Source organism: Gordonia sp. (in: high G+C Gram-positive bacteria) (assembly GCF_052106715.1).
Classification (GTDB): Bacteria; Actinomycetota; Actinomycetes; order Mycobacteriales; family Mycobacteriaceae; genus Gordonia.
The window spans coordinates 1-12,335 of sequence record NZ_JBQEDL010000037.1 but is presented as its reverse complement, the minus strand read 5'-3'; the positions used below and the strand labels follow the sequence as shown (position 1 = coordinate 12,335).

11 protein-coding genes, 1 tRNA gene and 1 pseudogene are annotated in these 12,335 nt (G+C 66.3%); 8 read left to right on the top strand and 5 right to left on the bottom strand.

The window, feature by feature from the left end; all coding sequences use genetic code 11:
- Window positions 1-181 precede the first annotated feature (181 nt).
- Window positions 182-1,234 carry an LLM class F420-dependent oxidoreductase gene (locus ACTIMF_RS15920; protein WP_442351285.1) on the top strand — a complete coding sequence of 351 codons (1,053 nt, stop codon included), beginning with the start codon at window positions 182-184 and terminating at the stop codon, window positions 1,232-1,234.
- Window positions 1,235-1,397: 163 nt separating this feature from the next.
- On the opposite strand, the gene ACTIMF_RS15915 is transcribed toward ACTIMF_RS15920, so the two are convergent.
- Window positions 1,398-2,354 carry a 1,4-dihydroxy-2-naphthoyl-CoA synthase gene (locus tag ACTIMF_RS15915; protein WP_442351261.1) on the bottom strand — a complete coding sequence of 319 codons (957 nt, stop codon included), beginning with the start codon at window positions 2,352-2,354 and terminating at the stop codon, window positions 1,398-1,400.
- A gap of 108 nt (window positions 2,355-2,462) precedes the next feature.
- Here ACTIMF_RS15915 and ACTIMF_RS15910 point away from each other — a divergent pair, with 108 nt between their 5' ends.
- Window positions 2,463-3,119 (top strand): PaaI family thioesterase, encoded by a 657-nt coding sequence (locus ACTIMF_RS15910; RefSeq protein ID WP_442351260.1) that lies wholly within the window; start codon window positions 2,463-2,465, stop codon window positions 3,117-3,119.
- Window positions 3,120-3,283: 164 nt separating this feature from the next.
- Here the strand turns inward: ACTIMF_RS15910 and ACTIMF_RS15905 are convergent.
- Both ACTIMF_RS15905 and ACTIMF_RS15900 read right to left on the bottom strand, forming a co-directional pair.
- A pseudogene (locus ACTIMF_RS15905) lies at window positions 3,284-3,724 on the bottom strand (maltose acetyltransferase domain-containing protein); the annotation flags it as partial.
- On the bottom strand, window positions 3,724-4,974 hold the full coding sequence (locus tag ACTIMF_RS15900; protein WP_442351259.1) for a saccharopine dehydrogenase family protein: 1,251 nt from the start codon (window positions 4,972-4,974) through the stop codon (window positions 3,724-3,726). The pseudogene ACTIMF_RS15905 and the gene ACTIMF_RS15900, both read right to left, overlap by 1 nt.
- A 214-nt stretch (window positions 4,975-5,188) precedes the next feature.
- Between ACTIMF_RS15900 and menD the strand changes: the two genes are divergently transcribed.
- The 3 genes from menD to ACTIMF_RS15885 are packed head-to-tail and all read left to right on the top strand — an operon-like array spanning window position 5,189 to window position 8,010.
- Window positions 5,189-6,868, top strand: a complete 1,680-nt coding sequence (menD, locus tag ACTIMF_RS15895; RefSeq protein WP_442351258.1) for a 2-succinyl-5-enolpyruvyl-6-hydroxy-3-cyclohexene-1-carboxylic-acid synthase — start codon at window positions 5,189-5,191, stop codon at window positions 6,866-6,868.
- Window positions 6,869-6,879: 11 nt separating this feature from the next.
- Entirely contained in the window at window positions 6,880-7,308 is a 429-nt protein-coding gene (locus ACTIMF_RS15890) for a hypothetical protein (protein WP_442351257.1), read from the top strand.
- A gap of 9 nt (window positions 7,309-7,317) precedes the next feature.
- Entirely contained in the window at window positions 7,318-8,010 is a 693-nt protein-coding gene (locus ACTIMF_RS15885; protein WP_442351256.1) for a demethylmenaquinone methyltransferase, read from the top strand.
- A gap of 37 nt (window positions 8,011-8,047) precedes the next feature.
- Here the strand turns inward: ACTIMF_RS15885 and ACTIMF_RS15880 are convergent, their stop codons facing one another.
- Complete coding sequence (locus ACTIMF_RS15880; RefSeq protein WP_442351255.1) at window positions 8,048-9,319, bottom strand: geranylgeranyl reductase family protein; 1,272 nt, start codon at window positions 9,317-9,319, stop codon at window positions 8,048-8,050.
- A gap of 100 nt (window positions 9,320-9,419) precedes the next feature.
- On the opposite strand from ACTIMF_RS15880, the gene ACTIMF_RS15875 reads away from it, so the two are divergent.
- Window positions 9,420-10,433, top strand: a complete 1,014-nt coding sequence (locus tag ACTIMF_RS15875) for a polyprenyl synthetase family protein (protein ID WP_442351254.1) — start codon at window positions 9,420-9,422, stop codon at window positions 10,431-10,433.
- A gap of 88 nt (window positions 10,434-10,521) precedes the next feature.
- Complete coding sequence (gene htpX, locus ACTIMF_RS15870) at window positions 10,522-11,388, top strand: zinc metalloprotease HtpX (protein ID WP_442351253.1); 867 nt, start codon at window positions 10,522-10,524, stop codon at window positions 11,386-11,388.
- A gap of 72 nt (window positions 11,389-11,460) precedes the next feature.
- On the opposite strand, the gene ACTIMF_RS15865 is transcribed toward htpX, so the two are convergent.
- Window positions 11,461-11,952, bottom strand: coding sequence for a YajQ family cyclic di-GMP-binding protein (locus ACTIMF_RS15865; RefSeq protein WP_442351252.1), 492 nt, complete (start codon window positions 11,950-11,952; stop codon window positions 11,461-11,463).
- A 129-nt stretch (window positions 11,953-12,081) separates the two neighbouring features.
- On the opposite strand from ACTIMF_RS15865, the gene ACTIMF_RS15860 reads away from it, so the two are divergent.
- Window positions 12,082-12,165: transfer RNA gene (locus tag ACTIMF_RS15860), tRNA-Tyr, on the top strand.
- Window positions 12,166-12,335 lie beyond the last annotated feature (170 nt).

The window sequence follows — 12,335 nt, the reverse complement described above, 5'->3', positions numbered from 1 at the left end:
ATTCACGAAATGTTCACCGAAGCGACGGATGCGCGACATGGGATGTGTTCAGCGGTGCTGTCCGGCCGGGGTACGCCAGGTGTCGCGTAGATGAACACAATCGGGGCGTATCCAGGCTACGAGACGAGGCGGGCGTCCCGGCCAGAGCGTTCGGTCGGTGTGCAAGAATCGCGGAATGACGATGAAGCTGGGCATGCCTATCAACTACGCAGGCGACTTCCGCGAGACCATCGACAACCTGCGCGACTTCGAGGCCGTCGGTGTCCGACGAGTGACTGTCCCCGAGGCCTACAGCTTCGACGCCGTCAGTCAACTCGGTTATATCGCCGCGCGCACCGAGACGATGGAATTGCAGAGCGGCATCCTGCCCATGTATTCGCGAACCCCGACCAACTTGGCGATGACCGCGGCCGGGATGGACTACATCAGCAGCGGCCGCTTCATCCTCGGAATCGGAGCGTCGGGCCCCCAGGTCATCGAGGGATTCCACGGCGTCAAATACGACTTCCCGCTCGGCCGTGCCCGCGAGAACGCCGACATCTGCCGCCAGGTGTGGCGCCGGGAAAAGGTGGAGCACCGCGGAAAGTCGTACCAGGTGCCGTTGACCGAGGCGGATGGTGGATCGGGGCTCGGCAAGGCGCTCAAGATCATCAACCACCCGGTGCGGGACCGGATTCCGATGCTGCTGGCGGCGATCGGCCCGAAGAACGTCGAACTCGCGGCCGAACTCTACGAGGAGTTCCAGCCGTTCCTATTTCACCCCGAATACGTGGAGGAGGCTTTCGGGCCTGCTCTTGCCGCCGGTCGCGCCAAGCGCGACCCGTCGCTCGGCGAACTGGCGATCGTCGTCCAGACGTCGGTGCTCATCACCGACGACGCCGACAAAGCTGAGGCAGCACTCAACGCGGTCCGTCACCATTCGGCGCTGTACATCGGCGGCATGGGTGCGCGCGGCAAGAACTTCTACAACTCGCTGGTCCAACGCTACGGCTACGTCGACGAGGCGAAGCTCATTCAGGACCTCTACCTGGACGGTCGCAAGGATGAGGCCGCCGCTGCCGTACCGGACGAACTGGTCCGCGCGATGAGCCTCATCGGGCCGCGGTCGTACGTGCAGGAGAGGGTCGAGGCCTTCCGCGGCGCGGACGTCGGCGTCATTCTCGGAGCGCCGGCCGCGGCGACTCACACCGAGCGTGTCGAAGACATGCGCGTCCTCGCCGAAATCATCGGCTGAGTCGAGCCCTCCTGTCGGTCGAGCCCGTCCTGTCGGTCGAGCCCGTCCTGTCGGTCGAGCGGAGTCGAGACCGCTCGTCGTTTGCGCCGGCAGAACTCCGTTTGCTGCTGATCGAGCGGAGTTGAGATCTGTCTCGACTTCGCTCGATCAGCGGGGTGGGCCGTCAGTAGTAGTAGGGGTAGTCGTCCCAGTTCGGGTCGCGCTTCTCCAAGAATGCGTCGCGGCCTTCGACGGCTTCGTCGGTCATGTATGCCAAGCGGGTCGCCTCGCCCGCGAACACCTGCTGCCCCATCAATCCGTCGTCCGCCAGGTTGAAGGCGAACTTGAGCATGCGTTGCGCGGTCGGGGACTTCGAGTTGATCTTCCGAGCCCACTCGATAGCGGTCGACTCCAGTTCGGCGTGGTCGACGACGCGGTTCACCGCGCCCATCCGATGCATGGTCTCGGCGTCGTACGCCTCGCCGAGGAAGAAGATCTCGCGCGCGAACTTCTGGCCGACCTGCTTGGCCAGGTAGGCACTGCCGTAGCCGGCGTCGAAGCTGCCGACGTCGGCATCAGTCTGCTTGAAACGCGCGTGCTCGCGAGACGCGAGAGTCAGGTCGGCGACGGCGTGCAACGAGTGCCCGCCGCCGGCAGCCCAGCCGTTCACGACGGCGATCACGACCTTGGGCATGGTGCGGATGAGGCGCTGCACTTCCAGGATGTGCAGACGTCCGCCTTCGGCTTTCACACGTGCGGCGTCGACACTGTCGGACGTCGCGCCCTCCACATCCGAATCGTGGGTCGTCGCGTACTGGTAGCCGCTGCGCCCGCGGATGCGCTGGTCCCCACCGCTGCAGAACGCCCATCCGCCGTCCTTCGGCGACGGTCCGTTACCGGTCAATAGCACGGTGCCGACATCGGGCGAGCGGCGGGCATGGTCGAGAGTGCGGTGCAGTTCGTCCACGGTGTGCGGACGGAATGCGTTACGGATCTCGGGGCGGTCGAACGCGATACGCACGATGCCGTTCGCGCGCCCCTGCCCGACGTGGCGGTGATAGGTGATGTCGGTGAGGTCGTCGAAACCGGGCACCGGCTTCCACTGCGTCGGATCAAACGGAGCGTTCTGCGGGACAGTCATACAGTCGACCCTATCGTCGGCAGCTTGCCCGTCGACGTCGAGATCGGGCCGCACCGATAACCCAAGGCTGCTCGGTGACGTCCGACATAGTGCGGATACGGTGGGACGATGACGGAGACCTCCAAGCACAAGTGGGACATTCCTGCCACCGAAGAATCGCCGCTCGAGGGCGGTTTCCGTGCAGATCTGCAGATCACCACTGATCGCGGTGGCCCCACATACGGCGAGATGATCGAGCAGGTCCGGACCTTCATGGGCAAGGTGCGCTACGCCTGCCCGACCCACGAACTGGCCGACGAGATCATCGAGGATCTACGCAAACTCAACGCGAAGCTCGACACGATGCTCGTGGACGAGTGGACCAGCCCGTCGGGCACGCGTATCGACCTTCCGTCGCGCGGCAACATCACGCTGCCGCCGTACGAGGTCCGAGACGGCGGACCGGACGGCGTCGAAGCCGAGGTCCGGTTCGGCGACTTCCACCTCGGCGGCAACGGCGTCGCGCACGGCGGGCACGTCGCGGTCGTCTTCGACGACCTGGGCGGGATGGCGGCGGCGCTGAAAGTCGGCGGCGTGGCCCGGACCGCGTACCTCACGGTGAACTACCGGTCGCTGACGCCACTGAACACACCGCTGACCCTCAAGACCTGGGTCGAGACCCACGATGGCCGCAAGCTGTTCGTCAAGGGCACCTTGCACGAGGGCGATCGTCTCTGCGCCGAGCTCGATGCGCTGTTCATCCAGCTCAAGCCCGGACAGGCCTGATCGGGTCGGCGCACTCGATTCGCCGACTGGCCCGGAGTCGGCTCACTCCTCGACGGGCAACTGCCTGATCGGCACGGCAGGCGACCCACCGCCACGGCATGATCGGGTAGGTCCCGGACTACCACGCTGCCCGCGCCGACGACCGTGTTGCGGCCGATCGTCACGCCCGCGCCGACCGTCACGTTGGAACCGAGCCAACAGTTCTCTCCGATGACGATGGGTGCGGTCCGCTCGGCGCCTGCGCGGCGGAGTGCGTGATCTTCGACGGGATGCAGTGCGGTGGCGAGGTTCGCGGACGGGCCGATACGGACGTGGTCGCCGAGGGCGATCGGGCCGTCGTCCATGAGGAAGGCGTTCGCGTTGATGTAGACGCCTGTACCGATCGTGATGTTGAACCCGTAACTGCAGCGAAGGCGCGGAACGATCTCGGCTCCGTCACCGAACGCGGCGAACAACTCGCGGGCTATCGCCGCGCGAGCGTCGTGCTCGATTGCGCCGAGGGCGTTGAACCGGTCAACCGCGCGGCCGCAGGCGTCTCGCAACGCGCGTAGGTACGGTGTGTCGAAGTACCAGTCGCCCGAGAGCAGAGCCTGGACGTCCGTCATCAGTCGGTGAGTTCGTGCGCCTCGACGACGAAGCCTGCGGCACGGAGACGGTCGGCCAGGACGTCACCCATCGCAACCGCCGGAGTCAGGACGCCTGCACGGTCGGGAAGTGCGTCGCGGTCGAGCGCGAGGGCGAGCGAGCTCTCGCCGAGCATGACTGCGGTCGCCTTGTATCCGGGATCGCCGTGTGCGCGCATCTGCGATCGGTACCGACGGCCGGTGGTCGTACGCGTAAACGTCTGAGTGACGAAATGTCCTGCGTCGCGCGACTTCTCCGCCGGTCCCTCGCCGGGCTTGGGGAGAAGGTAGTCGAGGAGTTTGCGGGTGGGCCGGAAACTCATCGCGCCGAGGAAGGCTCCGGTGCCGATCGAGACGGCTCCCGCGAACAGTGCGGACAGGCCGGGGACGCCGCCGACCGCCATCGTCTCCTGATAACGGAATGCGTCACCGTACGCGCCGTCGAGCAGAGCGTTGGAACGGCGGACGATACGTGTGTTGTACGACGCCATGAAGAACGGTGCGAGCGTTCCGCGCAGCGACGGATCCACTTTGCGTGCGTCGACGGGGGAGATGTCGCTCGGCTCGGAGTTCATTCCGGCCCGCGGAGTGTCGCCGGGGCCGCCGGACAACGCCTGCGGATTCAACAGGAGACGACGGGTCTGCGCGTCCTTCGCCTGATCGGCGACTACCCGGACCGAGTCCACGGTGCCGCCCGACGCGCCGCCGCGCATCGAGGTGAGCACCATCGTCGTGTCGGTCATCTCGCCTGCGCCGTCCTCGCTGACCTTCTTGTGCAGGACGTACGCACCGAGATCAGAGGGGACCGAATCGAATCCGCAAGCGTGGACGATCCGTGCACCGGAACTCCGCGCCGTGTCGTCGACCTTGTCGATGGAGAACCGTACGAACGGTATCTCTCCGGTCAGATCGACGTAGTCGGTGCCTGCGGAGGCCGCTGCGACCACCAGATTCTCCCCGTAGCGCAGGTACGGGCCCACTGTCGTGCACACGACCTGGGTGCGGGCGCACATCGCGTCCAGTGATGCGGGAGAATCCGAGTCGGCGACGATCAGCGGCCACGCCGCCGCATTGTCGCCGAGTCTGCGACGGACTGCCGCAAGCTTGGTCTCCGATCGGCCGGCCAGCGCCACCTTGGTGTCCGACGGTCCGTGCTGTGCGAGGTACTTGGCGGTGAGTTCGCCGACGAAACCTGTTGCTCCGTAGACGACGACGTCGAATTCGCGACTCATGGAGTCGAGCCTAGCCGGGTAACGTCGCGCTTGGGAGGGACGTGAGACGGCGACGTGTCAGATGGCCGGCTTCAGACGGTCGGTCCGAGCACGAACCCGTCGACGCCGACGATGTCCCACCACTGCGGACGCCCGCGTAATGATTCGCGGCGGGACGCAGCCGCGGTAGAAGCTCATGCGTCGACGCCACAGCGCGCGGCATAGTGTGTCAGCCATGAATCCGTCCACCTTGCAGGCCAGAGTGATCGTCGACGAGATGATCCGGTGCGGCGTCCGTGACGCCGTCCTGTGTCCGGGCTCGCGCAATGCGCCCCTGGCCTTCGCGCTGCACGCCGCGCACCAGCAGGGGCGCCTTCGCCTGCATGTTCGTATCGACGAACGTTCCGCAGGGTTTCTGGCGCTCGGTCTCGCGGTCGCAGCGAAGACCCCGGTGCCGATCGTGATGACCAGTGGCACAGCCGTGGCCAATGTGAGCCCCGCCGTCTTCGAAGCCAATTACGCGCGGGTCCCGCTCGTCGTCGTCAGCGCCAACCGGCCGTACGAACTGCTGGGCTCCGGCGCGAACCAGACCGTCGAGCAGTTCGGCATCTTCGGTACCCAGGTCCGAGCAACCATCAGCCTCGGGTTGGCCGAACGGGACCTCGACACGAACTCCCAGTGGCGATCGGCCGTCGGGCGCGTCCTCGCGACGGCGCGTGGCGCCCGTACCGGGAACGCGGGCCCCGTCCAGTTCGACATCCCGCTCCGCGAACCGCTCGTCCCCGACGCCGACGACGACCCCACCAAGGACCTCGCCGACCTCGAGGCCGGCAAGTTCGCGGGTCGACCCGACGATGATCCGTGGACCAATGCGCCCGTCGGGCGCCTCGACATCCCCCTCGAGATCGACCTGTCGCGCGACACCGTCGTCGTATCCGGACACGGTTCGGGAGTTCACCCGGAACTCGCGGACCTTCCGACCGTCGCCGAACCGACTGCGCCTACTCCTCAAAATCCTTTGCACCCGTTGGCGTTACGTGACCTGAAGCCGAAGCAGGCCATCATCTGCGGGCGGCCGACCTTGCACCGCTCGGTGTCCAGACTGCTCGCCGACCCGTCCGTCGACGTGTACGCGCTCACCACCGGGCCGCGCTGGCCCGACGTGTCCGGCAACGTCTGCGCCACCGGAACCCGCGCGTACCCGTCCGCGGAGCCTCGTCCCGCATGGCTCGACGAGGCACGGGCTGTTCATCGACGCGTCGTCGCCGCTGTGGACGCCGAACTCGACGGTGCAGACACCACGACCGGGCTTCATGTGGCCCGCACGGTCTCGTCGGTCATGGCACCCGGCGACCGTCTGGTCGTCGGTGCGTCGAACCCCGTCCGCGACATCGCGCTCACCGGGCGGATCTCCGAGGGCGTCACCGTGATGTCCAACCGGGGAGTCGCGGGTATCGACGGCACCAACGCCACCGCCATCGGTGCGGCTCTCACCGCGGGCCCGCGGCAGCGCACCGTGGCGCTCATGGGCGACCTCACTTTCATCCACGACGCCACGGGCCTGCTCATCGGTCCAGCGGAACCGCGGCCACACCACCTCCGGATCGTCGTCGCGAACGACGACGGCGGCGGGATCTTCAGCCTCCTGGAACAGGGCGACCCGCGTTTCGACACCGGCGACTACACGGGTGTCTACGAGCGGGTCTTCGGCACGCCGCACCGCACCGACCTCGCTGCTCTGTGCGCCGGATTCCACATCGGACACCGTCGCGCCGACCTCGCCGAGATCCCCGGGATCCTTGCCGAACCCGCGCCGGACGGTGGAATCGAAGTCGTCGAGGTCGCTACCTCTCGCGACGGCCTCCGTGCACTCCACGACCGGATCGTCGCACGACTCGACCTAACGGACCGGTAACCTCACATCTCATGACAACCACCGTGCAACGGCGTGTGCAGATCACACTCGCCGCACTCGGCGTCGTCGTGACGTTGATCGGGGCGGTCATCGTCGCTGGCGCCTATCGCAACGACGCCAAGATCGATGCGAACAAGGCTACGGCGGTCGCGGAGGTCATCTCTGCAGACCGGCTGCATGCGGCCGTCAACTTCGTCACGCCCGACGGGGTCCTCCGCAACCCGGAACTCGGGCTGCTGTATCCGACGCGGCTGTCCACGGGACAGCGCATCCTCGTCGACTACGACGCATCCGATCCCGACACCCTCGCGCGGCCCGCGGATCGCGGAGCGTCGCTGTCGATCGCTCCTGCACTCTCCGTTGTCGGAGCAGGATGGATAGTCGTGATCGTCCTCATGCTCGGCGTAGCCGAGGTCGGCCGCCGGACGCGCCGCAGATAGTCTCGACGCATGAGTGGAGACCGCGCGGGCCTGGACAAGAAGCCGTCCGAAGTAGCCGAGATGTTCGACGGCGTCGCCAAGCGCTACGACATCACCAACACGGTCCTCTCGTTCGGACAAGACCGACTCTGGCGGCGCAACACCCGCAAGGCGCTCCGACTTCGTCCGCGCGACGTGGTCCTCGACCTCGCCGCGGGCACCGCAGTCTCCACGGAGGAACTCCGCGCCTCCGGAGCGACCTGCGTCGCCGCCGACTTCTCCCTCGGCATGCTCCGCGCGGGTGCGCGGCGGGACGTCGCCAAGGTGGCCGCCGACGCGCTCCATCTGCCGTTCGCGAGCGAATCGTTCGACGCTGCGACGATCTCCTTCGGCCTGCGCAACGTCAACGACGTCGACCTCGCGCTTCGGGAACTGCGGCGCATCCTCAAGCCAGGCGGCCGACTCGTCATCTGCGAATTCTCGACCCCGACGTGGCGTCCGTTCCGAACCGTCTACATGGAGTACCTGATGAAGGCGCTGCCTGCGGTCGCGACCCGAGTCTCCAGCAACCCCGCTGCCTACGTCTATCTCGCCGAGTCGATTCGAGAGTGGCCGGATCAGGAGGGGTTGGCGGCCCGGCTGCGCGCGGCGGGCTTCGCCGATGTCGGCTGGGCGAATCAGACAGGCGGGATCGCGGCGATCCACCACGGAGTCCGCAACTGAACGACGCAGGCCAGGGGGGCGTTCGCAGGTGTAGCCCTCAGGTGAACGGGGGACGGGACTCGACCTTCGATGCCGTCCGGCCCGCGGTTCGCCACGCGCGGGCGATCACATCGGTGTCCTCGGGCGTCAACAGGTTGCCCATCACGCGCACCACCGTCGCCATCAAGGTCGCCGAACGGATACCGGGGCGGCCGAGCAACGGAACGGTCTGGGGGAGCGTCAGCAGCCCCGCCGCGCGACGGGCTGCGGCGAAGACCGCGCCGTACTCGCGACGAAGGTGCGCCGGCCACGCGTCGGAGTAGTCGCTCGCCGAGTCGAGCATCGAGACGGCGGCTTCGGCGGTCTCGAACGCGTAGTCGATGCCCTCCCCGTTCAACGGGTTCACGCACGCGGCGGCGTCGCCGATCAACATCCAGTTCGCGCCGGCCACACCGGAGACCGCGCCGCCCATCGGCAGCAGCGCCGACGTGATCTGTTCGGGCGGACCCGCCAACGACCACTCGCCGCTCACCATCTGCGCGTAGTTCTCCAGCACGGGACGCAAGGCCATCGATGCCGGTCGTCGGGCGGTGGCCAACGCGCCGACGCCAACATTCACCAGGCCGTCGCCCAAGGGGAACACCCAGCCGTAGCCGGGCAGCAGTTCACCGTCCGGACCACGCAGTTCCAGGTGGGACCCCATCCACTCGGAGTCCGATCGGTCCGAGCGCGCGTACGACCGCGCGGCGACGCCGTATGCGGTGTCACGGTGCCATTGCCGACCCAACGATTTGCCCAGCCTCGAACGGACTCCGTCGGCGACGATGACGTTCCTCGCGGTTATCTGACGGCGTTCGCCGTCGCGCACCACGGTCACCGATTCGATGCGATCACCCGTCATCTGGACGCCGATCGCTTTCGCGCCTTCCACCATGTTCGCGCCTTGATCTACTGCGAAGCGGCGGACGGCGTCGTCGAGCTCCATCCGCGGCACCGCACTGCCGACCGGGCCGAACGGCGACGACGGCCACGACACACGCCGACTGGCGCCCCAGCCGTTCAGCTCGAGTCCGCGAATACGTGGACGGTCCGCCAGGAACTCGTCCATCCCGAGTGAGTGCATCGCCGAGTACGCCCGTGGAGTCAAGCCGTCCCCGCACGTCTTATCGCGGGGAAACACCGCGGCGTCGAGCAGCGCGACGTCGACGCCTCGTCGCGCCGCGTGCGCGGCGGCGGCGGCGCCCGCCGGACCTGCACCGACCACGAGTAGGTCGGTGCTCTCCGGAATCACGGTGGGAGGTTTGTCGTCGCCGGGCGTCACGGTCGTCACCCGACCAGTATGTCGTCCGCCGCCAACGGTTACGCTGCTGGTGTGCAGCGCCGTCCGAACCGTGGCGGCACGAACGGAACGAAGTGGGGCTCGAACAGCCGTGAAGTCAACATTCGCCGGACTGGACCTCGGAACAGGTGAGTTCGCAGGCCAGGTTCGCGCCTCGCTCGCCGACGTCGAAGACCTGCTGCTCAGTGAACTGTCGTCGGGCGATGAGATCCTCACCGAGGCGGCGACGCACCTCGCCAAGGCGGGTGGCAAACGGTTCCGGCCGATGTTCGCGATCCTGGCCTCCCATTTCGGGGCGGAGCCGCAGAACCGCGACGTCATCACCTCGGCGACGGTCCTGGAGATGACACACCTGGCGACGCTCTACCACGACGACGTCATGGACGAGGCTCCGCTCCGACGCGGCGCGCAGTCGGCGAACGCTCGGTGGTCGAACTCGGTCGCGATCCTCGCGGGCGATTTCCTCTTCGCCCGCGCCTCGCACCTCGTATCGACTCTCGGTCCCGATGCGGTCCGCATCATCGCCGACACTTTCGCCGAACTCGTCACCGGTCAGATGCGGGAGACCGTCGGTGCTCAAGGGTCCGACCCCGTCGAACACTATCTGCGTGTCGTGTGGGAGAAGACGGGCTCGCTGATTGCCGCGGCCGGCCGTTTCGGAGCCATGTCGGCGGGCGCCGACGAGACCACGACGCAGACTCTGACCCGTCTCGGCGACATCATCGGCACCGCGTTCCAGGTGTCGGACGACATCATCGACATCACGTCCGTGACCGGCGACTCCGGCAAGACTCCCGGCACCGATCTGCGCGAAGGCGTTCACACGTTGCCGGTCATCTACGCGCTCAACGACGCCGCGGGCTCGGAACGACTGGCCGAGCTCCTCGTCGACTCCGCGACCGACGAGCCTCGCGCGGTCACCGACGATGCGGAGGTCGACGAAGCACTGCGGCTACTCGTCGACTCGGACGGGATGGCAGCCGCACGCGCCAAGTTGCAGGGAATGGCCGACGATGCAGCCGCCCTCTTGGCAACACTTCCGGCGGGGGACGCGAACGACGCGTTCATGTCACTGGCGCGCTACACAGTCGACCGGATCGGCTGAGACACGGCTATCACGGCAGGCAAGGAACTGAACGCCCGCTCCGTACGTTTGAGAAGATAGACATTCTTCTACTGCCACAGGAGGCACGGTGCATTTCAACGGGCTCAAGACGGCTGCGTTGATGGGTGCGATGTCGGCGATCATCGTCGGCATCGGAGCGGCTTTCGGAAACAAGACGATTCTGATCGTCGCAGTGGTTCTCGCAGTGGGCACCAACGCATACGCCTACTTCAACAGCGCCAAGCTGTCACTCAAGGCGATGCATGCGCAACCGGTCACTGAAGTGCAGGCGCCTGCGCTCTATCGGATCGTCCGCGAGTTGGCGACCGACGCGCATCAACCGATGCCCGCTCTCTATATCAGTCCTACGGAGTCGCCGAACGCCTTCGCGACGGGGCGGAACCCGAAGAACGCCGCGGTCTGCTGCACATCCGGGATCATGAACCTGCTCGCCGAACGCGAACTTCGCGCAGTCCTCGGACACGAGCTGTCGCACGTCTACAACCGCGACATCCTCATCAGCTCCGTCGCGGGCGCGATGGCCGCGGTCATCACGGGTCTGGCGAACATGGCGATCTTCATGGGCATGTTCGGCGGCGGCAACCGTGACAACGGACCGAGTCCGATCGCGATGATCCTCGTGTCTCTCCTCGGCCCGATCGCCGCGGCCGTCATCCAGATGTCGGTCTCACGTGCGCGCGAGTTCCAGGCCGACAAGTCCGGCGCAGAGCTCACCGGTGATCCGCTCGCACTGGCCTCCGCACTTGAGAAGATCTCCGGAGGCGTCCAGGCCGCGCCCTTGCCGCCGACTCCCGACCTGACGACCCAATCCCACATGATGATCGAGAGCCCGTTCCGGGCCGGCGAGAAGCTTTCGCGCTTCTTCTCCACCCACCCGCCGACGCAGGAACGCGTCGCACGCCTGCAGGCGATGGCGCGCGATATGGGTCAATAGACGCACCGCATCAACGCCTGGCAGTTGTTGAACGGCACCCGCCTAAGGAGAGGTGTGGGCCAGAGGAAAAGACTAGCGGTAGTTCACAAACTGCAACGCGATCCCGAAATCCTCACCCTTCAGCAACGAGATGACGGCCTGCAGGTCGTCGCGCTTCTTGGAGGAGACGCGGAGCTCGTCGCCCTGAATCTGCGCCTTGACGCCCTTCGGGCCTTCGTCACGGATCTTCTTGGAGATCTTCTTGGCGTGCTCGGAGTCGATGCCTTGCACGATGTCGCCGGAGATCTTGAAGGTCTTCCCGGAGGCGACGGGGTCACCCGCCTCGAACGCCTTCAGCGAGATGTCGCGGCGGATGAGCTTCTCCTTGAACACCTCGAGTCCTGCGAGCGCACGCTCTTCGGTGTCGGAGGTGAGAACGATCTTCTCTTCGCCCGACCAATCGAGGCCGGTGTTGGTGCCGCGGAAGTCGTACCGCTGGGACAGTTCTTTACCCGCTTGATTGAGGGCGTTGTCGACCTCCTGGCGGTCGACCTTGCTCACGATGTCGAATGAGGAATCAGCCATGCACCGAACAGTACACGGGTGCCTGAACAGCGGATTTGCATGGACACGGGAGAGTCGTTGTATTCTAGTCGCCGTTGCCTTCACCGGGCGTCCGTGCGAGCGGAGCATGGTCCGGGACAGGGTTGACATGGCAGATTGCCCGAGCGGCCAAAGGGAGCGGATTGTAAATCCGTCGCGCAAGCTACATAGGTTCGAATCCTATATCTGCCACCAGCGAGTGGACTCGTGCGGGCTCGTGGAGACCAGCGGTTTTGGTTTCTCAGTGTCCGTATGTGTAACCTCGTTGAGGCTCTTGACTAACGGTGACGGGGACGTCTCCGGCTGTTGAGGCACGCCCCCTTAGCTCAGTCGGTAGAGCGTTTCCATGGTAAGGAAAAGGTCGA

What these genes read in the sequence shown, in the direction of transcription:
- ACTIMF_RS15920 (WP_442351285.1), top strand. Translation starts at nt 182, where the DNA reads ATGAAGCTGGGCATGCCTATCAACTACGCAGGCGACTTCCGCGAGACC.
- ACTIMF_RS15865 (WP_442351252.1), bottom strand. Translation starts at nt 11,952, where the DNA reads ATGGCTGATTCCTCATTCGACATCGTGAGCAAGGTCGACCGCCAGGAG.
- menD (WP_442351258.1), top strand. Translation starts at nt 5,189, where the DNA reads ATGAATCCGTCCACCTTGCAGGCCAGAGTGATCGTCGACGAGATGATC.
- ACTIMF_RS15885 (WP_442351256.1), top strand. Translation starts at nt 7,318, where the DNA reads ATGAGTGGAGACCGCGCGGGCCTGGACAAGAAGCCGTCCGAAGTAGCC.
- ACTIMF_RS15900 (WP_442351259.1), bottom strand. Translation starts at nt 4,974, where the DNA reads ATGAGTCGCGAATTCGACGTCGTCGTCTACGGAGCAACAGGTTTCGTC.
- ACTIMF_RS15910 (WP_442351260.1), top strand. Translation starts at nt 2,463, where the DNA reads ATGACGGAGACCTCCAAGCACAAGTGGGACATTCCTGCCACCGAAGAA.
- ACTIMF_RS15915 (WP_442351261.1), bottom strand. Translation starts at nt 2,354, where the DNA reads ATGACTGTCCCGCAGAACGCTCCGTTTGATCCGACGCAGTGGAAGCCG.
- ACTIMF_RS15890 (WP_442351257.1), top strand. Translation starts at nt 6,880, where the DNA reads ATGACAACCACCGTGCAACGGCGTGTGCAGATCACACTCGCCGCACTC.